Annotated in this window: 26 protein-coding genes and 1 tRNA gene; 18 read left to right on the forward strand and 9 right to left on the reverse strand. The window is 39.3% G+C overall.

The annotated features are described in order from the left end of the window. The first annotated feature begins 74 nt into the window (after window positions 1–74). From purN to fsa, 5 genes are read left to right on the forward strand one after another with little or no spacing between them, the layout of a single operon-like run. A complete protein-coding gene (gene purN / locus LEP1GSC203_RS11960; protein ID WP_002974098.1) occupies window positions 75–689 on the forward strand; it encodes a phosphoribosylglycinamide formyltransferase in 615 nt (204 codons plus the stop codon). Beyond that, the gene (gene purH, locus LEP1GSC203_RS11965) at window positions 686–2,227 is read left to right on the forward strand and encodes a bifunctional phosphoribosylaminoimidazolecarboxamide formyltransferase/IMP cyclohydrolase (RefSeq protein ID WP_002973978.1); all 1,542 of its coding nucleotides are present in this window, start codon (window positions 686–688) and stop codon (window positions 2,225–2,227) included. The genes purN and purH overlap by 4 nt, the downstream gene beginning before the upstream one ends. Continuing rightward, complete coding sequence (locus tag LEP1GSC203_RS11970; protein ID WP_002973856.1) at window positions 2,227–2,931, forward strand: hypothetical protein; 705 nt, start codon at window positions 2,227–2,229, stop codon at window positions 2,929–2,931. Before purH ends, LEP1GSC203_RS11970 begins: the two co-directional genes overlap by 1 nt. Window positions 2,932–2,974: 43 nt before the next feature. Further along, window positions 2,975–3,643 carry a hypothetical protein gene (locus LEP1GSC203_RS11975; RefSeq protein WP_002973863.1) on the forward strand — a complete coding sequence of 223 codons (669 nt, stop codon included), beginning with the start codon at window positions 2,975–2,977 and terminating at the stop codon, window positions 3,641–3,643. 52 nt (window positions 3,644–3,695) lie between these two features. Beyond that, window positions 3,696–4,340 carry a fructose-6-phosphate aldolase gene (gene fsa, locus LEP1GSC203_RS11980; RefSeq protein WP_002973789.1) on the forward strand — a complete coding sequence of 215 codons (645 nt, stop codon included), beginning with the start codon at window positions 3,696–3,698 and terminating at the stop codon, window positions 4,338–4,340. 4 nt (window positions 4,341–4,344) lie between these two features. Here the strand turns inward: fsa and LEP1GSC203_RS11985 are convergent, their stop codons facing one another. The 3 genes from LEP1GSC203_RS11985 to LEP1GSC203_RS11995 are packed head-to-tail and all read right to left on the reverse strand — an operon-like array spanning window position 4,345 to window position 6,684. Further along, on the reverse strand, window positions 4,345–4,836 hold the full coding sequence (locus tag LEP1GSC203_RS11985) for an HPP family protein (protein WP_456297489.1): 492 nt from the start codon (window positions 4,834–4,836) through the stop codon (window positions 4,345–4,347). Between the two features lie 22 nt (window positions 4,837–4,858). Then, window positions 4,859–5,884, reverse strand: a complete 1,026-nt coding sequence (locus LEP1GSC203_RS11990) for a DUF1574 domain-containing protein (protein WP_002974368.1) — start codon at window positions 5,882–5,884, stop codon at window positions 4,859–4,861. A gap of 56 nt (window positions 5,885–5,940) precedes the next feature. Next, window positions 5,941–6,684 carry a pseudouridine synthase gene (locus LEP1GSC203_RS11995; protein ID WP_002974548.1) on the reverse strand — a complete coding sequence of 248 codons (744 nt, stop codon included), beginning with the start codon at window positions 6,682–6,684 and terminating at the stop codon, window positions 5,941–5,943. 49 nt (window positions 6,685–6,733) lie between these two features. Here LEP1GSC203_RS11995 and lipA point away from each other — a divergent pair, with 49 nt between their 5' ends. Beyond that, entirely contained in the window at window positions 6,734–7,642 is a 909-nt protein-coding gene (gene lipA, locus LEP1GSC203_RS12000) for a lipoyl synthase (protein ID WP_039937965.1), read from the forward strand. A gap of 15 nt (window positions 7,643–7,657) precedes the next feature. After that, the gene (locus LEP1GSC203_RS12005) at window positions 7,658–7,954 is read left to right on the forward strand and encodes a hypothetical protein (protein WP_002974459.1); all 297 of its coding nucleotides are present in this window, start codon (window positions 7,658–7,660) and stop codon (window positions 7,952–7,954) included. 161 nt (window positions 7,955–8,115) lie between these two features. Here the strand turns inward: LEP1GSC203_RS12005 and LEP1GSC203_RS12010 are convergent, their stop codons facing one another. Further along, on the reverse strand, window positions 8,116–9,297 hold the full coding sequence (locus LEP1GSC203_RS12010; RefSeq protein WP_002974154.1) for a lipoprotein LipL45: 1,182 nt from the start codon (window positions 9,295–9,297) through the stop codon (window positions 8,116–8,118). Between the two features lie 258 nt (window positions 9,298–9,555). Between LEP1GSC203_RS12010 and LEP1GSC203_RS12015 the strand changes: the two genes are divergently transcribed. Further along, window positions 9,556–10,878 (forward strand): radical SAM protein, encoded by a 1,323-nt coding sequence (locus tag LEP1GSC203_RS12015; protein ID WP_039937968.1) that lies wholly within the window; start codon window positions 9,556–9,558, stop codon window positions 10,876–10,878. A gap of 36 nt (window positions 10,879–10,914) precedes the next feature. After that, a complete protein-coding gene (locus LEP1GSC203_RS12020) occupies window positions 10,915–12,990 on the forward strand; it encodes a PP2C family protein-serine/threonine phosphatase (protein ID WP_002973825.1) in 2,076 nt (691 codons plus the stop codon). 17 nt (window positions 12,991–13,007) lie between these two features. On the opposite strand, the gene LEP1GSC203_RS12025 is transcribed toward LEP1GSC203_RS12020, so the two are convergent. Together LEP1GSC203_RS12025 and LEP1GSC203_RS12030 are read right to left on the reverse strand one after the other, a co-directional pair. After that, the gene (locus tag LEP1GSC203_RS12025) at window positions 13,008–13,436 is read right to left on the reverse strand and encodes a hypothetical protein (RefSeq protein ID WP_002973941.1); all 429 of its coding nucleotides are present in this window, start codon (window positions 13,434–13,436) and stop codon (window positions 13,008–13,010) included. Between the two features lie 262 nt (window positions 13,437–13,698). Further along, a complete protein-coding gene (locus LEP1GSC203_RS12030) occupies window positions 13,699–14,892 on the reverse strand; it encodes an aminotransferase-like domain-containing protein (RefSeq protein WP_039937970.1) in 1,194 nt (397 codons plus the stop codon). Window positions 14,893–14,965: 73 nt separating this feature from the next. On the opposite strand from LEP1GSC203_RS12030, the gene LEP1GSC203_RS12035 reads away from it, so the two are divergent. Beyond that, entirely contained in the window at window positions 14,966–16,372 is a 1,407-nt protein-coding gene (locus LEP1GSC203_RS12035; protein WP_002974333.1) for an aminotransferase-like domain-containing protein, read from the forward strand. Between the two features lie 51 nt (window positions 16,373–16,423). Continuing rightward, entirely contained in the window at window positions 16,424–16,681 is a 258-nt protein-coding gene (locus tag LEP1GSC203_RS12040; protein ID WP_039937811.1) for a hypothetical protein, read from the forward strand. 7 nt (window positions 16,682–16,688) lie between these two features. On the opposite strand, the gene LEP1GSC203_RS12045 is transcribed toward LEP1GSC203_RS12040, so the two are convergent. Beyond that, window positions 16,689–16,761 (reverse strand) — tRNA-Phe (locus LEP1GSC203_RS12045). Window positions 16,762–16,831: 70 nt separating this feature from the next. Between LEP1GSC203_RS12045 and LEP1GSC203_RS12050 the strand changes: the two genes are divergently transcribed. The 6 genes from LEP1GSC203_RS12050 to LEP1GSC203_RS12075 all read left to right on the forward strand — a co-directional run bounded on the left by LEP1GSC203_RS12050 (window position 16,832) and on the right by LEP1GSC203_RS12075 (window position 21,971). Next, entirely contained in the window at window positions 16,832–17,767 is a 936-nt protein-coding gene (locus LEP1GSC203_RS12050; RefSeq protein WP_002973797.1) for an alpha/beta fold hydrolase, read from the forward strand. An 85-nt stretch (window positions 17,768–17,852) separates the two neighbouring features. Next, window positions 17,853–18,473 (forward strand): dephospho-CoA kinase, encoded by a 621-nt coding sequence (coaE, locus tag LEP1GSC203_RS12055; protein ID WP_002973973.1) that lies wholly within the window; start codon window positions 17,853–17,855, stop codon window positions 18,471–18,473. Continuing rightward, window positions 18,470–19,255: an SPOR domain-containing protein gene (locus LEP1GSC203_RS12060; RefSeq protein ID WP_002973974.1), complete on the forward strand. Its 786-nt coding sequence runs from the start codon at window positions 18,470–18,472 to the stop codon at window positions 19,253–19,255. The genes coaE and LEP1GSC203_RS12060 overlap by 4 nt, the downstream gene beginning before the upstream one ends. Window positions 19,256–19,390: 135 nt before the next feature. Then, window positions 19,391–19,801, forward strand: coding sequence for a DUF2452 domain-containing protein (locus LEP1GSC203_RS12065; RefSeq protein ID WP_002973810.1), 411 nt, complete (start codon window positions 19,391–19,393; stop codon window positions 19,799–19,801). A gap of 9 nt (window positions 19,802–19,810) precedes the next feature. After that, a complete protein-coding gene (locus tag LEP1GSC203_RS12070; protein WP_002974220.1) occupies window positions 19,811–20,521 on the forward strand; it encodes a VanW family protein in 711 nt (236 codons plus the stop codon). Next, window positions 20,478–21,971: a hypothetical protein gene (locus tag LEP1GSC203_RS12075; protein WP_002974481.1), complete on the forward strand. Its 1,494-nt coding sequence runs from the start codon at window positions 20,478–20,480 to the stop codon at window positions 21,969–21,971. The genes LEP1GSC203_RS12070 and LEP1GSC203_RS12075 overlap by 44 nt, the downstream gene beginning before the upstream one ends. Here the strand turns inward: LEP1GSC203_RS12075 and LEP1GSC203_RS12080 are convergent. Together LEP1GSC203_RS12080 and LEP1GSC203_RS12085 are read right to left on the reverse strand one after the other, a co-directional pair. Beyond that, on the reverse strand, window positions 21,946–22,704 hold the full coding sequence (locus LEP1GSC203_RS12080) for an SH3 domain-containing protein (RefSeq protein WP_039937972.1): 759 nt from the start codon (window positions 22,702–22,704) through the stop codon (window positions 21,946–21,948). The genes LEP1GSC203_RS12075 and LEP1GSC203_RS12080 overlap by 26 nt on opposite strands. A 108-nt stretch (window positions 22,705–22,812) precedes the next feature. Beyond that, window positions 22,813–23,214 carry a YidB family protein gene (locus LEP1GSC203_RS12085; RefSeq protein ID WP_002974470.1) on the reverse strand — a complete coding sequence of 134 codons (402 nt, stop codon included), beginning with the start codon at window positions 23,212–23,214 and terminating at the stop codon, window positions 22,813–22,815. A 407-nt stretch (window positions 23,215–23,621) separates the two neighbouring features. Here LEP1GSC203_RS12085 and LEP1GSC203_RS12090 point away from each other — a divergent pair, with 407 nt between their 5' ends. Beyond that, complete coding sequence (locus tag LEP1GSC203_RS12090; RefSeq protein ID WP_002974181.1) at window positions 23,622–25,514, forward strand: VCBS repeat-containing protein; 1,893 nt, start codon at window positions 23,622–23,624, stop codon at window positions 25,512–25,514. The last annotated feature ends 78 nt before the right edge of the window (window positions 25,515–25,592 follow it).

Below are 25,592 nucleotides of genomic sequence, written 5' to 3' on the forward strand. Positions count from 1 at the left end.
TTTCTCCTGAGTATTCCCATCGACCAAAAAGGATACTTGCTTAATGACCCAAGTGAATATTCTTAGAATATCACATGGGAAAAATAAAACGTGCCGTTTTTTTGGCCTCAGGAAGAGGATCCAATTTTACCGCTTCTGTCGAGTACATTCGAAAAAAAAAGCTAAAGCTCGACCTGGTTGCCCTTGTGACTGACAACCCGGAGGCCAAAGCCATAAGTGTTGCCAAAACCTTTGGAATACCTACAAAAGTCATTCCTTACGCCACTTATGCACAAAAAACGGACTACCATAAGGATTTACTCCACGAAGTGGAAAACCTAAAACCCGATCTCATTGTGGCATGTGGGTACATGCGAATTCTAAAATCGGAGTTCGTGCGCCGGTTTCAAAACCAAATCATCAATGTCCACCCAAGCCTCCTGCCTGCATTTCCTGGCCTTGATTCCCAAAAGCAGGCACTGGACTATGGTGTGAAGGTGGCAGGTTGTACGGTTCATTTTGTGGAAGAAGGTGTGGACACAGGTCCCATCATTTTGCAAAAAGCGATTGCCATTGCTCCCGAATGGACTGAAAAAGAACTATCCCTTGCAATCCTTGCGGAAGAACATAAAATCCTTCCTCTCGCTATACAACTGTTTTGTGAAGATAAATTAAAAATCAAAGAACGAAAGGTAGAAATCCTAAAATGATCGAAATCAAACGAGCACTCGTATCCGTATCCGACAAAGCCGGAATTACGGAAATCTGTTCCTTCCTCGCCAAAAACGGTGTGGAAATTCTTTCCACTGGTGGAACCTATGATGCCCTCTCCAAAGAAGGAATTCCTGTAAAAAAAGTAGATGAGTTTACTGGTTTTCCTGAAATCCTCCATGGCCGAGTGAAAACCCTCCACCCGAAAATTCACGGAGGACTTCTCGGTGATACGACAAACCCCGACCATGTCAAACAAATGGAAAGTAATGGAATTGTTCCCATCACTCTAGTCATTGTGAACTTGTATCCCTTTGTCAAAACTGTGATGAAACCGGATGTAACCTTGGAAGATGCAATCGAAAATATTGATATCGGTGGACCATCTATGCTTCGTTCGGCGGCAAAAAACCATAAAAACGTTGTGGTGCTCACTGATCCAAAAGATTACGAATCCTTCCAAACAGAGTTTACGACAAACAAAGGAAAGGTTTCTCGCGAAACTGCATTTCAATATGCTGCCAAAGTTTTTTCTGAAACCGCATCATACGACTCAGCGATATCTACATTTTTTAATAAAAAACTAGATATAAAATACCCTGATAAAATTACCTTAGCCTTTAACAAAAAACAAAAACTTCGTTACGGTGAAAACCCGCACCAAGATGCAGCCTTCTACGAACCACTCTTCATCAAATCACAGTTTGAAGCCTTGCAAGGAAAAGAACTCTCTTTCAACAATATGTTGGATTTTGATGCGGCCTTTCATGTAGCAAGCCTACTTCCAAAAAATGCAGTCTCCATTGTAAAACATTTAAACCCTTGTGGGATTGCCTTTGGGGAAACGGTTCTCGAATCCTTTGAGCTAGCGAGAAAAACAGATCCTATTTCTGCATTTGGTGGAATCATAGGAATCCATGGTCGCGTGGAAAAAGAATCTGCTGAAGAAATTACAAAGAACTTTGTGGAAGGTGTGATTGCCGAAAGTTTTTCAGACGAGGCATTAGAGATTTTTTCAAAAAAACCTAACATCCGTTTAATTCCCATTGCTAAGTTTGACGAAGCATTGGACGAATTAGATTTACGTTCCCTCCACCACGGCCTTCTCATTCAAAATCGCGATTATGATTTGATCACTAAAGACAAACTAAAAATTGTTTCAAAAAAACAACCCACAGCAGATGATTTAGAAGGTTTGATGTTTGCTTGGAACTGTGTGAAGTTTATCAAATCGAATGCGATTGTTTATACGGATCAAAACTCCACTTTGGGAATTGGAGCCGGACAAATGTCTCGTGTGGACTCTGTAGAACTTGGGGCAATGAAAGCCCAAAAAGTGGGACTTTCGGTTGTTGGTTCCTATGTAGGTAGTGATGCTTTTTTTCCTTTCCGCGATGGAATCGATGCCATTGCCAAAGTTGGTGCGAAAGCAATCATACAACCAGGCGGGTCCATTCGCGATGAAGAAGTGATCCAAGCAGCTGATGAACATGGTCTAATCATGGTCTTTACTGGAATGAGGCATTTCCGTCACTAATGGAATTTTTTCTTTTCCTCCTATTTCTCGCCTTCTTTTGTTTGGTGACAGCTGTCATTGTTTATTACGTAAAGATTCTTTTCTTTTCGGCCAAAACAAATTACAGAAGAGAAGAACTAACAGACATTCGCGGGGATGTGTTTCGCATTTGTCTGGATGTTTTTGAATCAGGGGGAAATTTAGTTTATGGGGCACTCGCTTTTTTCTGTAGTGCCCTCTTAGTCTGGCTTTGGTCCTTACTTGGATCCTTACTCGGGGAAAAAGGACCTGGGCCATTTGAACATATCTTCCATATGCCGATTTTCTTTTTGGCTGTTTTCTTTTCCTTTCCCTTCCTAAAAGACGCCTACCGAGGAGAAAAGTATTTAGCCCTTGCTAAGCCGGTTCTTTCCGGCCTTGCCCTTGGTAATTTGTCTGCAGGGGCAGTCCACTACGGCCTTGACCGAGACCTATACTTTTTGTTTTACTTACTCCTCCTCCTTTTACAAATTCCTGTTCTCGTTTTTCTCTGGAACCGGGAGCCTATTTTCGGGGTAAGTTTTGAAGAGCCAGAAAATTTTGCTTATGAAGAAGATTGGGGTGCTCCCACCTCAACTGGTTCTTCCCCAGAGAACTTTGCCGATGCAGAAGAAGATGGCCCTTTTACAAATGAATCCGATGAATTTGGACTCGGTGACGACCCCTTCCCGGACGAATTTAAGTAAGAAACCGGTTCTCTTTTTTCCCGGTTCGACCGATAGAAATCATATGAAGAAATACCTACTTTTCCTTCTTTTTTGTTTTCCTGGACTTCTTTTGGCCCAAACGGAAATTTCCAATAGTTTGGATGGATTTGCAGAAGCCTCTTGGGGAATGACCTTTGAATCCATTCGCGAGAAATTTTTGTCTATGGCTACCAATCCGGAATCAAAGGAAAAGATCGAACTTTTAAATGAGAAAAAGGACGAAAGCCTTCTCATCAAACGCAATGGTATTTTCTATCTTTATCGCTTTTATAAAACTCCAGAACTATTGAAAGAAGTGCGAACGAAACAAGGATCTCAAGAAGCAGATCCTTCGATCGATGGAAAAACAGAATTCCGTGAAAATGGAATCCTCTTTTCCGTCGGTGTCACTTTCAATTTAGTCCCCACAGAAAAAATCAAAGAGAAGATGGAAAAAAAATATGGCAAACCGAGAAAGGAAGCCATCGGTGATGATAAAGTTTCCGGAGCTGCGATTTGGGAACTTGTAGAAAGAAGAGAGAACCCTCCTCGAGGCGGTTTTGCCGTTGTTTGGAGAGAAGGTTACAAAAAGGCAGCTTACACTCGTCGAATTGATTATTTTTCTGCCAATCTCAAAGAGGTGATCGCAAAGGATTATGTCGATTTCTTCAGCGTTCAAGAAACAAAAACCTTGCGGGATTTAATCCCGTAGTTACCCTGTCTCGTGAGGCTTGGCAAACCAATTGCCAAGCAGACGAGGCAAAATGAATTTATTTTTAGACACAGCCAACATTGACGAAATTAAAAAAGTCCATGAACTTGGTCTCCTAGATGGGATCACCACGAACCCATCCATCATCGCAAAATCCGGCCGTAAGTTCACGGAAGTCATCAAAGAAATTTGTAGTTTTGTAAAAGGACCAGTAAGTGCGGAAGTTCTTGCAACGGATGCCCCTACAATGATCAAAGAAGGTATAGAACTTTCTAAAATTGCAGAAAACGTTGTCGTAAAAGTTCCACTCATTCCAGAAGGAATCAAAGCGGTGAAAGCTTTTTCGGAACAAGGGATCCAAACCAACGTCACACTTTGTTTTACTGCCAACCAAGCCCTACTTGCTGCCAAAGCAGGTGCTAGTTTCATTTCTCCTTTTGTGGGTCGATTGGATGATATTGGTTATGATGGATTGGAACTTATCTCTGAGATCCGAGACATTTATGACAATTACGGAATTGAAACGCAAATCCTTGCGGCATCCGTTCGTCACCCCATCCACTTTAAAGAAGTGGCTCTTCGTGGTGCTGATTGTGTCACTCTTCCTTATTCTGTATTTGAAATGCTTTTCAAACACCCACTCACTGACAGTGGGCTTGCAAAATTTGTAGAAGATTCTAAAAAACTAAACTGGTAAAAATCTAAAACCACACCACCGGATACTTTCGGTGGTGGACCAAATTATTCACAACTAGTGCGTTTACAAGGAGAATCAAAACTCCAATGAGCACTGGAAATAAGATAAAATCCACTCCCACTCCTCCAAGCACTCCGATCATTGCTGTGGCTCCCCCTGGTGGATGTAAAGTGTGAGTCCAATACATAACAAAAATCGAAAGCCCTACAGAAAACCCAATGGTGAAAAAGTTTGTTCCCAGTGTGGCGACAAGGATGACGGCAATTGTGGCAGAAATCAAGTGCCCTCCAATTAAATTCCGAGGTTGCGAAAGGGGAGCATCGGGAACTGCAAATAAAAGAACTGCCGTTGCGCCAAACGATCCAATCAGAAGCGAATGGCCAGATAAATTTGTGATGGCAAGAATCGACCAAATGGATACTGTACTACTGATCAAACTCCAGATGGCAAACCGAAGGGAACGTTTGTTCCGTTTTACGGTAAGAGGTGCTTTGATTTTATTCGGTAAACTTTTGAATCTACTTTTCAGCGTAGTTCACCCAAATTTCTTTCATCTGGTCGATAAAACAAAATGCAGATTGGTGAGAAGCATCATTAAATAAATCGCAAGTTCCTGGTTTGTTCCAGTTCAATGGGTAAGCACCATAGGAATTGGCAAGAGTCTCCATAGGTTCCCACCAAACTTCTTTTATACGAAACTTTTCATAATACTTATAATAATCACCATATACTTTGGGCCAAAGGACAAGGGTTTTGATTTGATTCTTCCTCGTAAGTTCTAAAAATGCTTCTACATAGGGTTTCTGAGACTCACCCACAGTATAAGAACTCATATACAAACTTCCAATACGTAGGGTATCTTTTTTGATTTTTTCGATAGGATTGGACTGCACTCCATAAATCAAATATTCACCCTTTGAATAATTGATGAGTTGGAACTCCTGGTTATACCGAGACTTATATTCTCTGAGTTTTCCTTGTTTGAGCCGAGAACTAAAAAGGGAAAGATTTAATTCTACACTACGAATGACAAAAAGTTTATCCAAGAAAAAGGTCCATTTTTCTTTTAGAGGAATGTCTTTCCAAACAATGTCCAAACAATCTTTATCACATCCCATTCGTAAAAATGGTGAAAGAATAAAACCTTTATTATCATCGAACGCTTCTGGACTTAATGAAAGAATCACAAACTCGGGTTTGACTCCTGAGTCCAATAAGTCTTTAAGTTGTATATAGGAATTCATTGGAATTCCTTGCGGACTACTGAAATTATAAAGAGTCCAAGCTTTGTTGTAAGGTTCTGGGATTCCTAATTCAGAAAATGGATAAGATCGAGAATCCCCAAAAACGAGTGCGAGTTTTTTCTCCTGACTATCTTTATCAGACAAAAGTCGTTTCGCTAAAACCTTTCTCTGAAAATAAAATACAGAATTGCCTGCCTGCAGAAATTCATCATGAAAGACAGGCAAAAGAAAAATTTTATCTACCAAAAAGATAAATAAGAAAAGGACAACTGGATAAAATAAAAACGGTTTTGATTTCAAAAAAACAAATCCCCTAACCTCACCATTTTAAGAGAGGATTGGATTCTTCAACCAAATTAAGGAGCCGGTTTTCCGAGAACCTGTTCTTCCGTCACCACTTTGTATTTTCCTTCTTCCAATACAAAGTCTCTTAAATCCAACTTTCCAATCCGTATCCGATAGAGATCAAGGACCACCATTTCCTTTGCCTTACACATTCTACGGATTTGTCGTTTTTTTCCCTCTTTTAAGATGATACTGAGATAACTAGTAAAACCTGGAGGGGTTTTTTCAGTTACTACATTGGCTGGTTTTACGGCAAGAGCACGGAGAGTTTCCCCTCCTTCCCTTACACCTAACATAAATTCATCGGCAATTGGTTTCCATGCCACAGGTTGTTTCAAACTAATGATATATTCTTTATCAATTTTGTTGCGTGGGTGTGTGACTTTTTGGATAAAGTCTCCATCGATGGACAAAAGCAATAGACCCCTTGAATCTAAGTCCAATCGTCCAGCATAGTTGTATTTTTGAAAGGCTTCCGGTAAAAGTGAGAAGATAGTGTTCTCATGAAACTTGTCTTCGTGAGAAGTTAAGTATCCAGGAGGTTTGTTAAAGGCGATAATTTTCGGCCGTTTCAAAGACTCCTCTTCCATCTGGACAGATTTTCCATCGAAGCTGATGGAATCAGTCTCTGCGATTTGAAAGGAAAGGTCTGTGATGGTACTGCCGTTGACTTTGATTCGGCCTGCGAGGACCAATTCTTCTACTTTCCGACGGGAACCGAGACCTAATTTGGCTAGAAATGCGTTGATCCTCATGATTTTCCATTTTACAAAGTGGCCTCATTTCAAAAAGTCTAAAGAAGGTATGAATCCATTAAAAAAGAAACCTCGCTCACGTAATATCAGCCCCAAGGTGACACACCCCGAGTGGATGAAAGTTCGAGTGAGTTTTCCGACAGAGGGAGATGCCCTAAGTCAGGTGCGTAGAGAGGTAGAATCCAAACAACTTCATACGGTTTGTGAATCTGCCAGTTGCCCGAACCTCAACCATTGTTGGAATCGGCGCACCGCTACCTATATGCTCTCCGGTGATATCTGTACAAGACGATGCCAATATTGTGATGTGGCCTTTGGAAAACCAAAACCTCTCGATTTAGAAGAACCTGAGCGCGTGGCAAGATCAGTTGCTGCCTTAGAACTACGCCATGTAGTTCTTACTGCTGTCAACCGAGACGATTTGAAAGATGGAGGTGCAGGTCACTTTGCCGAAACCATAACCAAAATCAAATCCTACCGTCCCGAATGTTCGATTGAAGTCCTAATCCCTGACTTTAAAGCCAAAGAAGATTCCTTACAAATCCTTTACGCTTCAAAACCCAATATCATCAACCACAACATTGAAACCGTCGAACGATTGTTTCCGACGATCACTCCTCAAAAGAACTACAAACGTTCGTTAGAAGTTCTTTCCCATATTGCAAAACATGGATTTCTCACTAAAAGTGGGCTCATCCTTGGACTTGGGGAAAAGGAAGAAGATGTAAAACAATGTCTTGAGGATTTATTTACAAGTGGGGTTCGGATGCTGACCATTGGCCAATACCTACAACCTGGTCCGACCCACTACCCTGTCCAAGAGTTTATCAAACCAGAAACATTCCAATTTTGGAAGGAGTATGCCTACAAAACGGGATTCAAAACCGTTGCTTCCGGTCCACTGGTTCGTTCCTCTTACCATGCTGATGAATATTTTTCAGACGAAGCCACTGATTAGTCCGAAAGATAAAGTATGGACCAAGAACAATTGGAGGCATTCCAAGAAGAACTTGCTAAAACATTCTTTTTCTCAATTCTAAAGGATTTGAGTGAAATTGGAGAAACCTTAAACGACTTCGAAGTGAAGGTCCTCATCCAAAAGGCTTTAGCCCATTCGCCCGATTTACAAGTGGAATGGGGAGATATGGATCGTTTTGGAAATAGTACCTTACTTGTAAAATACCAATCCAATCTACTTTTGATTGAAGCAAGTCCACTCATCAGTGCCATACGAATCCTATGGAACGAATATAAATCCAAAGAAGTTTGAACTTCGCACACCAACAAAAAACATAAAACCAATCCGCCAACACAAATCGCTTGAATTCATCGAATGAATTTCGTTGGAACTACTGAATAGAATTACAGTACATAAAAAAAGCCCGAAAGATTTCTCTTTCAGGCTTCTTTTCTACTTAAGGGTTGGTTTATTTAGAATTTAGATTTCTGTTGAAGGTCGTAAATGACTTCTTCTACATTATCCATATCAATTCTCTTAACACCATTTTCAGTGTGAACAATCAACTGTCCGTTTTCTTGGTTGATGATCGCTCCAATCACTGTTTTACCATCTACTAATACGATTTTTTCAATTCTTTCGTAGTAGTTTACGATGTCTTTTTTAGACTTAAATTCTTTAGGTTGGTTAGCCAAAGAGTCTTCGAATTTTTTCTTCTCTTCTTCTTGGCGTTTTGCAACGTCTTGTTCAATCACATGTCTCTTAGCATCGATCTCTTGTTTTTTCAACTCATCTAACTTTTCAGTTTGAGCAGATTCGCTAAGTCTAGTGATCTCTTGTGCAGTTTGTTTATCAACTGTCACGATAGTTTTGATTTCTTGCTCTTCGTTTTTAGTAAGTTTTGCACTTTCAACAACGAGTTTTTCTTTTTCAGAAGTTTTGAATGCTTTTGACAAATCCAAAGATTTGATATCAGCAGACTTCGCAAGGTCAGCAGATTTTGCTGATTGTGTAGATGCTTGGTCTTTTTCTAAGATGACTTCTGCTTTCGCAAGAGAGGCTTGTAGTTTTTGTAAGTCAGCATTTCCAGAAATTTCTTCTGAAGAAAGTTTTTCTAAAGCAGGAACGCGTGGAGCAAATGCAACCGCACCTTCAACTACTTTTACTTTCGCAGGTTTTCCTTCAGCAGCTTCTACGATAAAAGACGTTCCTCGCACACCCGCAATCGCAGTCGGTGTTACGACAGTAAAGTTGTCTTCTTTCTTAGCTTTGTTGACCTTCGCGAAAACTTTTCCAGAAACTAGAGCAATTTGAGTGTCTGTAGTTCCAGAATTGTCTTGGGAAAGTTTTGCAAAGTCAATCGCGGACTTAGGAGAGATACGAATGCTCGATCCATCCGCAAATTGGATGTCTACTTTTCCATTGTCGCCTGTGACTACGTTATCCCCGGATTTCAGAAGGGCACCAAGCTGTGCTTTTTCTTCTGTTTGGTCTGCGTGTTGGATTTTTGAATCTCCTACCGCAAATACGACTACCGCAGATAAATCTGCTGGTTTTTTTGGTGCTTCGGACACTTCTGCGTCTGGTTTCTTACAAACTGTAAGACCAGTAAAAAGAAGCGCTAGGCCCATTATGGTTAGTTTCGATGCTTTCATATCGTCCTGTCCCTTAGTGAAATTCAACTTTCGTTACTCTCTAATCAACAAACTGGGGCATAAGAAATTCCCAGCTTTTTTGTATTTTTTTCTAGAATGAAAAAAAATTCATTAGTTCGGAAAAAAAATAATTTAGTGACCGGATTTGTAAACGAATATTCAGTATTTTTCCCTGAAACTAGCTATTTTCAAGGGAAAAGAAGGGTTTTTTCGGGAAAATCGCTTTGTCTAAGATCAAGGAAGAAAAAAACTCCCATTATGGCTGAAACCTCCACACTGAACCAAAGACCTGCCTCCTCCATTAAGCTCCTGGAAGAAATGGAGAGGATGTACAAAGACCTACCTATGGAAGCCATTGTCAAACAGGACATCCTAAGACAGGGCATTCATTTTTTACCGGAATCCTTTTTAGTCAAAGATCCTTACAAATCCAAAGATTATTTTATCTTTTCCTTTGACCATATCCCACTTGCTGACCTAAAAGACGGTGCTGACACCAAAGCACCCGAAGAAATTAAAATCTCCGGTGGCCACTTTGGTCTTTTAAAGACGGTGATCTCCACAAGAAACAATCCCAACTCACCATATAAAATGAAGATAAAGGAAGGGATCCCTACTTTGTTTTTAGAGGAAACTGAGATTGGAAGTGCAGAATACCCACCGGTACCGTCTTGGTACAGACATAAAACCAAATCTGGAAAATTACCTGGCGAGGTGGCACCAGTCATTGAATGGGGATACCTTTTGTATCTGACTGTATTTCGAAACTGCCAATACTTTGGAAAAGACGAAGAATGTGCTTATTGCGATATCAATCATAACTACCGCCAACAAAAAGGTGCCGGCAGACCCTATACGGGGGTAAAAGACGTAGAAGATATTTTAGAAGTTCTTTCTTGGGTGGATGCAGAAGACCAAATCGCAAAAGTGTATACTTTGACCGGCGGATCTGTACTAACCAATTTAAAGAAAAAATCGGAAGTCGATTTTTACCTCCAATACCCAGAAGCCATTGAAGCAAGGTTCCCCAAACGTTGGATGGGAAAACTAGTGGCCCAAGCCTTTGAAAAAGAAGACTGTAAAAAGTTCAAAGATGCGGGAATTCAAATCTATCATCCCAACTATGAAGTTTGGGACAAGGCTCTATTCGAAAAAATCTGTCCAGGTAAGGCCAGTTGGATTGGTTATGAAAATTGGATTCGCCGAGTGGTAGATTCCGCAGAAGTCTTTGGCCCTGAAAATGTAATTCCTAACTTTGTAGGTGGAGTGGAACTTTCTGAACCTTGGGGATTTAAGACGGTAGCCGAAGCCATTTCTTCTACAAAACAAGGTTTAGATTTCTTTATGTCCAAAGGGATAGTACCTAGATTTACCGCATGGTGTCCCGAACCTTATACAACCCTCGGCCAACAAGCAGGCCCTCCACTTGTGTATTTTTGTGAACTCCTGCGTGCATGGAAGGAAACCTTTGAACAGTACGGATTGCCCACACCTCCAGGGTATGGGGAACCGGGTCCAGGAAAGGCAGTATTTTCTGTTTCTGCTTTTATGGATGTGATAGGATATTCTGGACGAAATTAGTCCTTTCCTGTACAAAGAAAAAACTAAAATCCGTTTATGCGAAAACAAATCCTACTGACGGGAGTTTTTTCTCTCCTGTTTTTTACCTTGGCTTGTCAGAACCCTGAACAGGAAGAACCACACCGGTTCCGCCAAGGGGTTTTAGACATCCATGACCTGACATTCAAAGAAAATACCATCATTGACTTAGAAGGGGAATGGGAATTGTATTTTGGGGATTTCCACTACCCTCCCTTTCACGGCGAAAAACTGCTGACGGGATATTTGGCCATTCCTAGTTCTTGGCAAGATGAAGAATTTGGTGGAGAAGAATTACCAAGGACTGGGCATGTCACCTTACGCGCGTTCATTCATATTAGCAAACAAACCATTGGCCAAGAATTAAGAATTTATATACCTGATATTGCCTCTTCCTATCGTTTTTTTGCCAATGGTGTTTTGATTGGTGGGCAAGGAAAACCTGGAATCAATAAATTTGATGATACTCCAAGGATCAAATCCAAATACTATACTCTGATTCCTGACAAAGAAGTGATAGAACTTGTATTTCATATTGCAAACTATGATAACAATTTTGGTGGTTTTTGGGCTATCCCCAGCTTAGGAAACAAAAATGCCTTGGACAGAGAGAAAATGCTCTCTATTGCGAGGGAACTCTTTTTACTAGGAGCACTTGTTCTCATTGGTTTGTATCATTTTGGATTGTATTTTTATAAACGAAAAGAAACTTCCATCTTCTACTTTGCAATCTTTTGTTTTTTACTCGGGATTCGTTTGGCCTTTACCGGTGAAAGGTATATCTTGGAATTATTTCCAGGTTTTCATTGGCCTACAGCCTTTCGTATTGAGTTTGCCTCTTATTATTTTGCAGTTCCTACATTTTTATTATTTATCTATTCGCTTTTCCCAGAAGAATCCAATAAAAAATATGTTCGTTATGTGTTAGTTGCAAGTACCATTTTTGCACTTACACTTTTTTTTCCGATTTCTGTATTTACCATATTATTGTATGGGTTTCAAGCTTTATCATTTTTTACGATTGGATATGTAATTCATATCAACTTAAAGGCGGTTTTCAACAAACGTCCCAATTCAAAATTATTTTTTTTAGGACTTTTGGTATTAGCCTTTTCTGTGGCTTTTGATATTTTACGTCACAGTGTCAATAATCGTGGGATTGGTCTTACCCCTTACGCCCTACTCTGTTTTATTTTTATCCAATCACTCATCCTTTCTAGTCGGATAGCCAATGCATTTTTACGTGCAGAAGAATTAGCGGAAAGTTTAAAAATCAGTAACGAATCTTTGTTAGCCGTGACAGAAAATCTGGAACAAATTGTTTCCGAAAGAACCTACCAATTAAATTCCTCATTGAATCGAATCAAAAAGGATCTCCTTCTTGCAAAAAAAATCCAACAGAAGATCCTTCCAGAAGATGGAATCAAATTCGAACATTTAAAAATCCATTTGTATTTCCAACCACAAGAAGAAGTGGGTGGAGACTTTTATGATATTTTTGAATTGGATGATGGAACGGTTCGTTTTTTTGTCGCTGATGCTACAGGACATGGAATCCAAGCGGCTTTGTATACGATGGCCATTAAATCGGAATATGAAGCCATTAAACGTTTTATCACAAAAACTGATGATTTGATGAATCATCTCAACCAAAAAATTCAAAACAAATTTTCTGGATTAAAAATTGTGTTCTCTGGATTTTTATTAGATATCAATACTAATACAAAGACCATTTACTACTCGTCAGCGGGGCACCCAAACCAAATCTTTCAATCTGCTGATAACCAAACGATTTTAAATCGTACAGGAAATATCATTGGATTAAAAAAAGACCAACCCTACACTCAAAAACAATTCCAAATGGCTAAGGGAGATAGAATTCTTTTATTTACCGATGGAATGTTAGAACAAAAAAACGAATCAAGGGAAGAATTTGGAATGGAAAGAATTCAAAAGATTCTTACGGATTATCAAGGAAAGGAATCAGAAAGAGTTCTTGCGGAACTGGTCATCCAACTTTTCCTCTTCCAAGGGAGAGAAGAACAAGAGGATGACCAAACGATGGTTCTTATCGAATGGGAAAAAACTTCTTAATCGTTTCTAATCAATCTTTATTTTTTTAAAAAGAGATTGTCCACACCGTTCTTTTCAAACTCAGCATCATATTTTTCTGCTTCCTTAGTGACTTTGGTTTCGTAATCTTCTGGGCTTAGTGCTTCTAATTCTTTTGCTGATACTTTTTGCTCTAAATCTCTTTGGGCAAGTTCTGTAGAAAGGTCTGTCCAGAAGATATCGTCGTTATAAGGTTCGATATAGGATTCGAAAACTTCTTGGAAGTATTCTTCCGAAATGGTGAAAAGTCCATTTTCGGAAATGATAGGTCCTTTTTCTCCACCTGAGGAAAGTTTTTTAAGAAGAGACTGGATGAATTCATCCACAGAAGGATCAGTTTCTTCATGTGGGGAATTGCTTACCCATTCGAACACAGCCAGTGCGTTCAAAAGGTGTTTTGTTTCTTGGGGATTAAGATCTAGATTCATGATTACCTACTTTGTTTCCATAGAAGCAAGAATCCTTCGCATAGGCAAATCAAAGAATGACTGTGGACCTGTTTTCCTTATAGTTTTGATACATCTGGTCGACGAGGAGACGAAAAGATGGATCTTCTTTTAGAATTTCCAACTTCTCCTCCAGGCTTAAAATTGAAAATTTAGGATACAAAGCTTTGGTGACTGCAGGCTTCATACCTAGCAAGTAAACATACGAGTAGTATTTGTCAAACAAAAAAATACTAAACGTATGTCACGTATTTATGTCTCGATAAACTTTTGCGATTCGTTTGACACCCACTTCCATTTCTTCTTTTTCAAGGAAACTAAAGTTCATACGAAAGTAGGAAGAGAGTTTACTTACCTGGGAAAATTCACTCCCCGGAACCATAGCCACACCACTCGCTAAACATTGGTTCATCATTTCTTTTTGTAGCACGTCGGGGAATTCCACCCAGAGAAACATCCCACCTTCTGGAACTACAAACTTTGCTTCTGGGATGTATTCTTTTAGTAAGGAACTCAAAATTTTTTGTTTTTCGTAATAATAGGATTGGATAGAATCTAGGTGTTTTGTCCAATCCATTTGATCCAAAAGTTGGGAGACTACAACTTGAGAGAACTGGTTTGAATTCAGATCATTTCCTTGTTTGACTGCAGTAAACAATGATCGATAGACTTCGGGAACCACGGCCCAACCCAAACGAAAACCAGGAGATAGAATTTTTGAAAAACTTCCCAAAACAAACGTTAGATCATTCCTTTCACGGAAAGAACTAACTGAAGGATAAACATTTCCTAGAAAGTCCAAATACCGATAGGCTTCATCTTCTATGAGGATCACTTCTTTTTCATCTAAAATGGTAGCGATTTGTTTTCTTTTTTCTACTGACCAAGTATAAGTGGAGGGATTTTGGTAAGAAGGATTAATGTAAAAAACATGGATTTTGTTTTGTGATAAGATTTCTTCTAACCAATAAAGATTTGGTCCATCAGTCTCCATAGGTACACTAAAAAAATTAGGTTGGTAGGGAGAGAATGCCTGCAAAGCCCCGAGATATACAGGATCTTCTAATAATACATTCGTTTCTTCATCCATAAACATCTTTCCTAAAATATCCAATCCTTGTTGGGATCCGTGTGTGATGGAAATAGAATCAGAAGTGACCCACGGAACATCCGTTAATTTCTCAGTTATTTGGGTTCGAAGGGCTAGGTATCCCGAAGAATCCCCATACTGAAGGGCAAATCTAGAATGGTCTTTCACCACAGATTCCATAACAGAACTTAAAATATCTTTGGAAAGTAAATGCGGATTCGGAAGCCCTCCTGCAAAAGAAAGGATATCCGAGTTTTCTACCGTTAACTTCAAAATTTCACGTATGACAGAGGTGCGAACAAAAGAAGTTCGTTTCGCTGAAAAAATAGTTGGTAATTCCGTATCCATTGTTATAGAATAACAAAAAGGAAAGAAACTGTCCATATACAGTTAGTTCTTTCTATTCATATACAGTTATCTTATGACAAAATACAAACAATTAGCAGAAGACCTAAAAAAAGAAATCCAATTGGGGTATTATTCAGAAAAAGAAAGAATTCCTTCCCTTCGAGAAATTCAAAGTCTAAAGTTTTGTAGTCTCACCACAGCCAAAGAAGCCTACCGGATCCTAGAAGAAGAAGGTTATATTTTTGTAGTTCCAAAATCAGGATACTTTGTCCATCCGAATATAAGCTCTGTCATTTCAGGTCCACAAAATGAATTTTATCCCGCAGTAGAAGCGGATGACAGAATCCAACAAATCATGCGAACCGTGATGGATCCAAAACTGATCTCATTTGGGGCAGCCATTCCTTCGGATTTTTACCTTCCTCTAGGCGGATTAGTTTCTTCTTTTAAAAAAGCCCTTAGACACAAAGAAATTTTCTCTTATGGAGATTTACAAGGGAACTCGGAACTTCGCGAATGGATTAGCAAACGTTTGTCGATCCAAGGCTATAGAGTGAACTCTGAACAAATTCAAATCACCAATGGGTGCACAGAAGCGATCACTTTTTCTTTAGCCACCGCAACAGAACCTGGAGATACTGTCATTGTCCCCTCACCCATCTATGTTGGTTTATTTCAAATCTTGGAAACACTCAAACTTAAAGTTGTGGAAATACCTTATAGAGAAAAAGAAGGAATTTCTATTGATGAATATGAAAAACTAATCAAACGACACAAACCTAAAGTATTTTTATTTTCAGCTAACTTCAATAATCCGAACGGAATTTTAATGAGTGAAACTTCCAAACAAAGTTTGGCAAAAATTTCCTATCAATTTGGGATTCATTTAGTAGAAGATGATATTTATGGAGATTTGTATTTTTCTGGAACGAGACCAAGGCCCCTAGTCAGCGATTTTCCAAACGATCCAAAAGGTCCTAAATCTTTCCTTTGTTCTTCGTTTTCCAAAACCATAGCCCCTGGACTTAGAATGGGTTGGGTGGCTTCCAAAAATGGAATCCAAAACTTAAGCAAACGAACACGGGCTTATAAAATTTCGGAAAATCACCCTACGCAAATGGCTGTGATTCAATTTTTGAAATTGCAAACCTACGAAAGGCATTTAAAATTCCTACGTTCAGAATACAAAAAACTCACGGAAGAATATTCTAATCTTTTATCTCATTACAGTGAAGGTTCTCTAAATATTTTAAAACCAGATGGTGGCTTTGTCTTATGGATCAAATCACCGTTAGATGGTAATAAGTTACTGAATGAATCCAAAAAAATAGGAATGACCATAGCCCCTGGTTCCCTATTTGGTCTATCGAAACATTGGGACAACCACTTTCGATTGAATGTGTCCGTGGGTTTTTCACCGAAAATTAGAGAGAAACTCCTCCAATTTTCCAAGTTGTTCTTAAAAAAAAGGAAAAACTAATTTTAAAGTTTTTGGTTGCAACCAGAAGAACGGGAACCAACGTTTAGGAATATGTCAGAAAACACACGCAAGTATCTGGAAACATCGCAAATCATTCCTTCCAAAGGAATGTCTTACACTATGTATGAAATCGAAGGCCAAGATACAATTTTACGAATGCTCACCTTTATCCCAGACAATGATGAGATCCATATTTATCCCAAACCACCGGTGAAAAAACTTTATAAACCCGAACTTTGTAAAAAGGTAGAAGAGAATGAATTTTTAGGACTTTGGACGATGGGAGAAGAAAGGAAGGCAGGAAATTAGGCAACCGTGGCCCCGGACAGAATCGAACTGCCGACACGAGGATTTTCAGTCCTCTGCTCTACCGACTGAGCTACAGGGCCTTCGGTTACAACCAAAGTATTTTTTCACACCCCGCTGTCAACGAACCTTTCTATTTTTTGTGAGGACATTATGAAGACCCATTGGAAACCTTTCTTTACCACTTTAGTATCAACACTATTTTTTGTTCAATGTGCAGCAACCCTCCACAAAACAGGAATTAGCCTAGAAAGATATAGATCCAACCTAGAAACCAAATCCATTTTGGTAGAAAATTTAAACTGGAAATATACCGAAAGAACCGGAACCAAAGAAACACTAGTCGTGGTACATGGATTTGGTGGAGACAAAGACCACTGGACCCGGTTTTCAAGACACCTTCCTGAAGGAATCCGCGTGATCGCTCCCGACCTTCCTGGTTTCGGAGAATCGGACAAACCAGAAGGAATCAACTACACCCAAGAAGCCCAGGCAGAACGGCTTTACCAATTCACGGAAACGTTGGGTCTTAAGAATTTTCACATCGCTGGAAATTCCATGGGTGGTGGAATCGCTGGAATCTTTGCTGCCAAATACCCGGAAAAAGTAAAATCTCTCATCCTCTTTGACAATGCAGGAATCAAAAGCCCCACTCCCAGTGAGATGCAAACGATAGAGATGGCAGGAAAAGAAAGTCCCCTCCTTCTCACAAGTCCCGAAGACTTTGATAGACTCCTTGCCTTTACCTTTGTCAAACCGCCCTATCTTCCCGGTTTTTTGAAAACATACTTTGCAAAAAAATCCTTTGCCAATAGAGATTGGAACGCATCCATCCTGAAACAAATCAGAAAAGAAGGTTATTTCTTAGAAAGAAATTTGGAAAAAATCCAGTCTCCCACACTTGTGATTTGGGGAAAGGAAGACAAAGTCATTCACTACACCGTGATGGATGTATTGAAAAAGAAACTAAAACCAAAGTTAGAAACAGTCCTATTGGAAAATATGGGACATGCTCCGATGATTGAAGACCCTCCTTTGTCCGCCAAACTGGTACAAGACTGGATTTTCAACGTAGAAATATCCAAATAAAAAGGTAAAAATACTTTAGTATTTTTTTTCCAGTTTAGTATAAAAAAATACTTGTACTTTCACGGGTTTTTTATGTTATAAACCCGTGACTCCAAAACATAACAACAAAACATTGATCGGAATTACCGGATCCATTGGATCAGGAAAGTCCACTGTGCTCACTATGTTTGGGGAGTTAGGAGCAGAGACCATCAGTTCTGACTCTATAGCACGTAGATTCACAGAACCGAATAGCCCAGTCATCCATAAACTAGTCTCTATTTTTGGAGATTCGATACTTGACGCAGAAGGTGCTCCCTCTAGACAAAAAATTGCCGCACTTGCTTTTTCCGACAAAACAAAACTAAACGCTCTCAATGAACTTCTTCACCCTTTAGTCCGTAAATCTTTTGTTGAATTTTTAAATTCAAGAGAAGACGGGAGTATCATCGCATGGGAAGTTCCCCTTCTATTTGAAACCGACGCACATACATTATGCGACTATACGGTTACTGTTGCGGTAAAACCCGAAGTGGCTTGGGAGCGGGTAAAGGCACGCGGTGGGATGGACAAGGAAGATTTTGAAAAACGAAATCTCTCCCAAATGGACTTAGAGAAAAAAAAGTCTCTCTCCGATTTTGTCGTAACGAACGATAATCAAAGAGAAGAGTTAAAAGAACAAATCGTTATCATTTATTCTAAAATCAAACAAAGGATTCAATCATGAAAGAAAGAGTATTTTACGTAATCAACTTAGATAAACAAAGAATTGGTGTTTTGTCCCTCTTTCTTTTTGCACTATTCTTTTCCATTTTCTTTCTTGGTGTTTCTGTAGGTAAAGGAAAACAAGAAGAGACTATCGCAAGGCAAAAACCGATGGAGGAGGCTCCCACAACTCCTGAGTTAAGTGATGGATCCATTCCTTCTCCAACAGCAGCGAATGTTGCCGATGCGGCCGTAGGAACCAATGCGGCATCCTCACTTGTGCAAGGAACAAAATCCAAAGAACCATCGAACCTAGGTACAGAAATTCCGATGGCAGATGTTGGAAACCATCCCTATTTTGTGGAAACTTCTACTGCCAAAGATGAAGAAGAAGAAAAGAAACAACAAATTGTAGATTTGACAAAACGAACTGAAAAACATGTTTCCGCAAACAAAAAAGAAGAAAGATTTAAAAACTTGGCATCTACTTCCAAACATTCGAAATCACAAAAAACTTCTTCACAAAATGTTAGTGTTTCGAAACCAGAAGGAAAACAATTTACCATTCAGTTAGCTGCCTTTACTAGCAGACAATCTGCCGAAACATTTTTATCACAACTAAAAGCAGATAACCATGGTAAGTTGGCTCTGAAAACCTTCATTGTTGTAAAAAATGGATTCTTTGTGGTACAAATGGGAAAATCGAAAGATAAATCCACACTTACCAAAACTCTTTCCAAAACTTCCATGCCTAAAGAGATAAAATCAAAAGCCATGGTTGTGAGTTACCAACCGCTTTCCTAAAAAAGAGATCGTCAAAAAACCTTGGCCTTCGGCTTTCCTAAAGAATTTTAGGAGAGCCTTTTTCTACTGTATCCTCCACTACATTCCAGAAATTATTTGCAAATTTAAGAAAAGGACGATTGTCTAATCCCTAGAATGGAAACACAGGAAATTCCCCACCATAGTCTTACTTATGGAACAAGCAGACTCGCACCGGCAATCAGTCTTGTGGACCGTGCGAAAGAAATTGAAATGGCCGAAGAATCCGTCCAACTGCATTTGCATGGAAAATTGGAAGTCATTGCCAATCAAATCCGACGTTTGAAAGAAGAAGCAGAACTCATTCTAAAACGCGCGGAAAAAGACATTGAACTCCATAAAGCACGTTGCCAATTTGAAAAGAAACCGGGCCAAACCATCCATCTTTATAAAAAAGAAAATGGAAATTACTTTTCGTTACTTTCTCCGAAAGAATGGGGTAGTCACCCTCCTCACCCTTATCAGGGTACATATATCATGAATCCAGATCGAAGTTTTACCGAAGTGTTTCTTGATTCCAAGGATTAACACCTAACTTTGATTTCCTACCTAAAACTAAAAGTCAAAGTCGCCAAAAGATGGTTTGGTGTGATTCTCACAGGAGATTACTTTCGTTTGGGATTGAAACAAACAAAGAAATCCATTGGAGACTGGCAGGAGGAAACTTCCATCACCCTTCCTATTTTTGACTCACCTCTCAAAGAAGGGAAACTCCATAACCTAAGAATCGCGATTCAAAAAATCAACGGTCGTATTTTATATCCCGGCAAAATTTTTTCTTTTTGGTCGGAATTAGGTGAGCCAAACCAGCGAAAAGGATACAAAGAAGGAAGGGTGATTCGAAACGGTTTGGTTTCCACAGAAATTGCGGGAGGTCTTTGCCAATTGTCAGGGATCATCTACTACCTTTCCTTGGAACTTGGCCTCCGTATCCTTGAGAGATTCCCACACTCTCGCGATTTATATACCGAAGAAACAAGATTTACCCCACTCGGAACTGATGCCTCCGTTGTGTATCCCACAAAAGATTTACGAATCCAAAACACATTTTCTTACCCTTTACTTTTTCATTGGGAACTCAATGAATCTGAACTTACCTTTCGCATACGAGCCGCATTTCCATTCAAACGAAGGAAATTGTATTTCCAACAAACTAAAAAAAATGGATTTTCGAATGTGAAAGTATTCCTAGGATCAGAAGAAGATGGCAGTTCTCTCTTATGTTCTTCCGATGATTACCTTTTGTAAAAAGAAGGGAATTGTATTTGTAATCTTTCTCTGCATTGTCTGTTTGCAAGCGGCAGTTCAATTTAGTTCGAACTTTGCCTATGGAGCGGATGGTTACTATTACGCGGCACAAGTCAATTCCTATGTAACCAAAGGACGATTCTTTAGTCCAGATTCTTCCCCTATTTTGTATGGCCTTGTCTACTTTTCCAAACTAGGAACAAATATTGTCGCCACGAATAAAGTTTTCATCTCGTTACTGGTTGGTGTATTGTTTCTTTCGGGTTATAGGTTAGCTAAACTTATTACAAAAAATATTCCCACTTCGATCCTTTGGGGACTCCTCCTTGTATCTTCTTCGTTTTTGCCCCATTTCAGTTTTAACTTTATCAAAAACTTAGGGGGAATTGTATTTTTTATCTTATTTCTCACTGAACTTTGGATTTTGGAAAAAAATGAGAAAAAAGGAAACCTAACAAACTATATACGAATTGGTTTGGCGTTTGTTTTGGTATTTTTTAGTCATAAAATTACTGCCAGTATTTCTTTACTATTTCTACTATTTTGGGTTTGGAAAGAATTTCCTATATCCAAAGTCTATCGCCTTTGTCTTTTATTGGGAATTCCTCTTTTACTTGTTGGATTGGCCTTTGTATTTCCTAACCTTTTGCATTGGAGTGATCTAAAAACCATTCTTTCCGAAGATTTAAAGTTTCAATTCCTTTCTCCCTTTTATCAATATTCAAAAATCTTTCCTGAATTTATATTAGAACAAACCTTATTCTTTTTATCACCTTTGTTCTATTTGACCACACGATCATCACTAAATCCAAAAGCCAAGTTGTTCTATGACAAATCATTCGTTTTATATTTTTTACTCACTCTTCCTATCTTTAGTTATACGGCTTTTGATTTTCCCTTTCGTTTGTTCCTACTTGTTTTTATTCCTGGTAGTATTCTCCTACTTCCCATCCTCTCCAAAATCAATTCAAAGGTTTTAGTCACCATTTTTTGTATTTTCCTTTTTCTATACCAATGGTTTACCATGACTCGTGAAAAAGATTTTAATCACCAAGATTACAAACTCTACTCCATTTTACTTCCTCTGTTTCAATTTCCCAAAGATAGTTTGATCATTGTCCATCAAGGGTTTGATTATTTTATTTGTTACAATAAGGCCGGCGATGCTTTCCATTTTTTGCCAGAAGAGAAACATAAAAATAGACCAATTTACCGTATTGCGTATGGAGTCTCAGCCAATGAATATAAACAGTATCTTCCTAAAGAGGTAAAGATACAATACTTGCCTGGTTTTTATTCTGTTTTAAAAGAAGAGAACTGGCAGGAATTTATCAACTCAGTTCCTGCCGAAAGGAAACATCGTATTTTGGATTGGAAAAACCCTCATACCCATCGAACCAATACAATGTTACGAAATGAAACCTTTAAGGAGAGGAATAAGAAGATTTAGTAAATGCAGATTCAATGGCGCAGGCTGCATCTTTTTCTTTCTTTTCGCGTAATAACAATAGTTTGTCGTTACAAATATAAAAATAGATATTTTCTTTTCCAGCTACTGGGTAAGTGCTTAGAGATACCAAATGTTCATCGGAATCGGAATATCCAAAATAAGCATTGTTGTAGGCCGTTCTTTCTTCTTCTGTTTGTGGGAATTGAATAAAAATAGAAGGTCGAACCAATCGAGACTTGGTATCTAGTTCTAAATGGTCGGAGTAAACTTCAAACACTCCTTCTAATTTTTCACTGATTCCAGAATACTGCTGAAACTCCCGATAAACAAAACTCTCACCATCAAACTCAAGTGTGTTTGTACATTCCATTCTATCAGGAAGTTTACAATACACAAAATTACCTTGTAGAGCGGCAATCATCGCCTCCCTTGATTCCACTTTGGTGATCGATAAGTATCCACCAAACACCCAACCAGTGATTTCTTTGGACTGGACCCGGTACCAATACGCAGAAAGGCCATCGATTTCTTCATCGTTTTCTGACTTTTCCAAAACTTTCACTTCATCGCCGAGTTTTAATTTTCCTACTTTCTCCCCATCTAAGGTAGGGGTTTTTCTCGCATTCAGTACTGTAGCGGAAATAAACGCGTTTTTGCCCACTTCAATCGTAGGAGTTTTTTTACATTGAAACAATACGAGGAGAACAAAGGAAAACAAGAACAGTTTCTTCATGGAAGAAAGATTGATTTTTAGGAGAAATTTTGGCAAGAAAAAATGAGGATTGTGAAAAAAGAAATACCACCTAATTTTCAATAGGTGGCTAAATGGTTCGAAATAATATTATTTCGTAAACAAAGATGCCAAGGAAGTAAGTTGGGAGGCAAGATCACCGCCTGGTTCTTTTCCCTCTGGAGATAGTTTATCGATGACTACAGGCAATAAATTTCCAATAAGACCAGCCGTAGCTTCCGAATCCAATCCTACTTTTTTTGCCAATTCTTGGATGGAATCATTTCCAAGAACTTTCATCACATCACTTGCTCCAATGTTCACATTCTCTCCAGTTCCCACCCATGAGGATGCGGCTTCTGCAAATCCTTTGTCTTTAAACTTTTGTACGATTCCAGAAACCCCACCATTTTCTTCTACGATCTTCTGGATCCCAGAAACGATTTGTGGATTGTTTTGTACGAGCTCAACTGCCTGAGCTGCAACGGCTTTCAAACTTTCAAAAAAACTCATAGGGAATAAAATGACTTAGAAATTTACAAAAGGAAAGATATTTTTTGTATTCTATTTTTTTATTTCCTAAGTTTTGATTCTAGGTTCTTCTAAAAAAATCCTTAAAATTCCCACGAAGGATGGAAATCGAAATTCTTGTGATTCGGAATTTTTTATAGTAAAAGGAAAGCCCAGCTCAATTTTTAAAAAAATGTACAAAGTGTTCGGTAAAAAGCAAACGTCAAACCAATATTCTACTTTGTATAAATATTGGGCAGGTCCGAGAAACCTTTCTTAGAACCAAGAAAGCCCTAAATTCAGTCAGGATTATCCATCCCTGTCCTACGTTTTTATTTTCTCACTAAAATAAATTATTGCCTTTCCATCCGACAAACCTAACATCAATCCAATGTTAGCTTTCCTAAATTATGACATTTGATACATTCCGTCATTCTCTGAACCATAGACTGCTATTGTTAGTATTTTCCTTTGCTTTAGTTGGTTGTTGGGCCAATCCTCTTACCCACACACCGATTGAATGTTTCATAAAATTATCCAATTTTCTTTGCCCAGACAAAGATGCCTTAAAACGCTTCTCACCTGCACAGTATTTACTTTTACTTCCTGAATCCTCAGTCACTATTTCCAACCTTACCAACCACTCCATTGTGGAAACAGGGTTTGTTGTTGGAACTGCTCCCCCGGGCGTCACCTTTGTAAACGTTGGCATTGACGATGCACCACCGACCCAAGTGCCAGTGGTCAATGGAACTTGGAGGTATGGCCTACCAGCAAAAGCCATCACAGGAACCTTTTGGACATATGGAAGCCTTCATACTATCTATGCGCACATTCCTTATGAAAGGTCCAATACCATCCAAGTGCGGAAGGGAACCAATTATGATACTGATGGAGATGGGTATCCCGATTTGATTGTATCGGCAAGTCCAGGTGCGGGAACACAAGGATATGGATATATCTATAAATCAAATCCCATAACCAAACAATTAGAAACAACTCCAAGTACATCACTAACAGATGGAACCACAGGAACTTATTTTGGAAGTCGCATCGGATCAGGTGACTTTAATGGAGATGGGTATGCGGATGTCTTAGTCGGGAGTCAAGCGTATGCTGGCATCATTGCCTTTGGCGGTAGAGTTTTAACTTTCAACAGTAGAGGCCAAGCAGGAGTTCCTTCTCAAAATTTAAACACTGGTGGAGTGGCCGATGCGATTCTTACTGGTACTGGGAATGGAGGTAGATTAGGTGCTGGCGTGTTAAGTGCTGATATCAATAACGATGGTTATGATGATGGAGTATTTGCTTCCCCTTGGAATGACGATGTTTTCATCTTCTATAGCCAAGGATCTGCCGGAGTTATTTCTCAAAATACAAACTCAGCGAATTTAACTTATAAACCTGCAGCAAATGATAATTTCGGAACTTATGCTTATGCTGGAGATGTCAACGGGGATGGTTTTTTAGACCTAGTAGTCAGCGCAGCAACGTACTCCACGATCGTGGGCCGGATATATATTTTCATTTCCAATCAAGGATCCTTGCCTACGACTCCTCAACAAATCCTCGTTGCTCCACTCGAACCTTCCCCTGGTTGTGCTGCTGGTATCGGTTGTCAATTTGGAACTAGTTTTGTATTGGATTATTTTAATTCCGATCGTTGTATCGATCTTGCTGTAGGTGGACCCAACTTCAATACAAGACAAGGAATTGTTTTTGTGTATCATTCTACTTGTGATCCCATTAGTCCCTATTCAAACCCTCCAGTGGCAACACTACTCGGACCACCGACTACCAGCTGTAATGGTGGTAATAATTGTTCTTTTGGAGGAACCTTAGCATCCGGTGATACAAACGGGGATGGGTTCCCCGATTTACTGATTGGAGCCGCAGGCGCTAGTGCGGGAATCGGAGACGTTTATTTAGTGTTAAATGATCCAATCACCGGATTTCGCAATATGGATCTAAGTGCCGGGGGTTCAGCTGATAGTCTTTTTTCTGGCTCTCTTGCCAATCGTCTTTTTTCATCGGGGCTTCAATTCCAAGACACTAATGCGGATGGACTCCAAGACATCGTCATCTCAGAACCTTTTACCACCAATCTACTGTATACCTTTCATAGCATTCGAGGGGGTGTGCCCGCTAGCCAAAACCTAAATGGAAGTGGAGTGACAAGCCAAACCCTTTCCCCACCGGCAGGGACTTCTTTGGGGAATACGATTGCAGAATTGAGAATGAAGGCGGAAGGATATTTGTGGGCTCTGTTCTCTAAAACGAAAAAGTATTTTTCGTTCATTTAAGAGGAGATCAGTTTTTGTTTATTTTTAGCACTTGCTATCGATTGGTGGATAGATATTTAATTGGCCGCACGACCGCAC

It is taken from the genome of Leptospira terpstrae serovar Hualin str. LT 11-33 = ATCC 700639 (genome assembly GCF_000332495.1).
Classification (GTDB): Bacteria; Spirochaetota; Leptospiria; order Leptospirales; family Leptospiraceae; genus Leptospira_A; species Leptospira_A terpstrae.

Excerpts from the sequence above, each read along its gene's own strand:
- purN (WP_002974098.1), top strand. The coding sequence starts at position 75 with ATGGGAAAAATAAAACGTGCCGTTTTTTTGGCCTCAGGAAGAGGATCC.
- purH (WP_002973978.1), top strand. The coding sequence starts at position 686 with ATGATCGAAATCAAACGAGCACTCGTATCCGTATCCGACAAAGCCGGA.
- LEP1GSC203_RS11970 (WP_002973856.1), top strand. The coding sequence starts at position 2,227 with ATGGAATTTTTTCTTTTCCTCCTATTTCTCGCCTTCTTTTGTTTGGTG.
- LEP1GSC203_RS11975 (WP_002973863.1), top strand. The coding sequence starts at position 2,975 with ATGAAGAAATACCTACTTTTCCTTCTTTTTTGTTTTCCTGGACTTCTT.
- fsa (WP_002973789.1), top strand. The coding sequence starts at position 3,696 with ATGAATTTATTTTTAGACACAGCCAACATTGACGAAATTAAAAAAGTC.
- LEP1GSC203_RS11995 (WP_002974548.1), bottom strand. The coding sequence starts at position 6,684 with ATGAGGATCAACGCATTTCTAGCCAAATTAGGTCTCGGTTCCCGTCGG.
- lipA (WP_039937965.1), top strand. The coding sequence starts at position 6,734 with ATGAATCCATTAAAAAAGAAACCTCGCTCACGTAATATCAGCCCCAAG.
- LEP1GSC203_RS12005 (WP_002974459.1), top strand. The coding sequence starts at position 7,658 with ATGGACCAAGAACAATTGGAGGCATTCCAAGAAGAACTTGCTAAAACA.
- LEP1GSC203_RS12010 (WP_002974154.1), bottom strand. The coding sequence starts at position 9,297 with ATGAAAGCATCGAAACTAACCATAATGGGCCTAGCGCTTCTTTTTACT.
- LEP1GSC203_RS12015 (WP_039937968.1), top strand. The coding sequence starts at position 9,556 with ATGGCTGAAACCTCCACACTGAACCAAAGACCTGCCTCCTCCATTAAG.
- LEP1GSC203_RS12020 (WP_002973825.1), top strand. The coding sequence starts at position 10,915 with ATGCGAAAACAAATCCTACTGACGGGAGTTTTTTCTCTCCTGTTTTTT.
- LEP1GSC203_RS12025 (WP_002973941.1), bottom strand. The coding sequence starts at position 13,436 with ATGAATCTAGATCTTAATCCCCAAGAAACAAAACACCTTTTGAACGCA.
- LEP1GSC203_RS12030 (WP_039937970.1), bottom strand. The coding sequence starts at position 14,892 with ATGGATACGGAATTACCAACTATTTTTTCAGCGAAACGAACTTCTTTT.
- LEP1GSC203_RS12035 (WP_002974333.1), top strand. The coding sequence starts at position 14,966 with ATGACAAAATACAAACAATTAGCAGAAGACCTAAAAAAAGAAATCCAA.
- LEP1GSC203_RS12040 (WP_039937811.1), top strand. The coding sequence starts at position 16,424 with ATGTCAGAAAACACACGCAAGTATCTGGAAACATCGCAAATCATTCCT.
- LEP1GSC203_RS12050 (WP_002973797.1), top strand. The coding sequence starts at position 16,832 with ATGAAGACCCATTGGAAACCTTTCTTTACCACTTTAGTATCAACACTA.
- LEP1GSC203_RS12060 (WP_002973974.1), top strand. The coding sequence starts at position 18,470 with ATGAAAGAAAGAGTATTTTACGTAATCAACTTAGATAAACAAAGAATT.
- LEP1GSC203_RS12065 (WP_002973810.1), top strand. The coding sequence starts at position 19,391 with ATGGAAACACAGGAAATTCCCCACCATAGTCTTACTTATGGAACAAGC.
- LEP1GSC203_RS12075 (WP_002974481.1), top strand. The coding sequence starts at position 20,478 with ATGGCAGTTCTCTCTTATGTTCTTCCGATGATTACCTTTTGTAAAAAG.
- LEP1GSC203_RS12080 (WP_039937972.1), bottom strand. The coding sequence starts at position 22,704 with ATGAAGAAACTGTTCTTGTTTTCCTTTGTTCTCCTCGTATTGTTTCAA.
- LEP1GSC203_RS12085 (WP_002974470.1), bottom strand. The coding sequence starts at position 23,214 with ATGAGTTTTTTTGAAAGTTTGAAAGCCGTTGCAGCTCAGGCAGTTGAG.
- LEP1GSC203_RS12090 (WP_002974181.1), top strand. The coding sequence starts at position 23,622 with ATGACATTTGATACATTCCGTCATTCTCTGAACCATAGACTGCTATTG.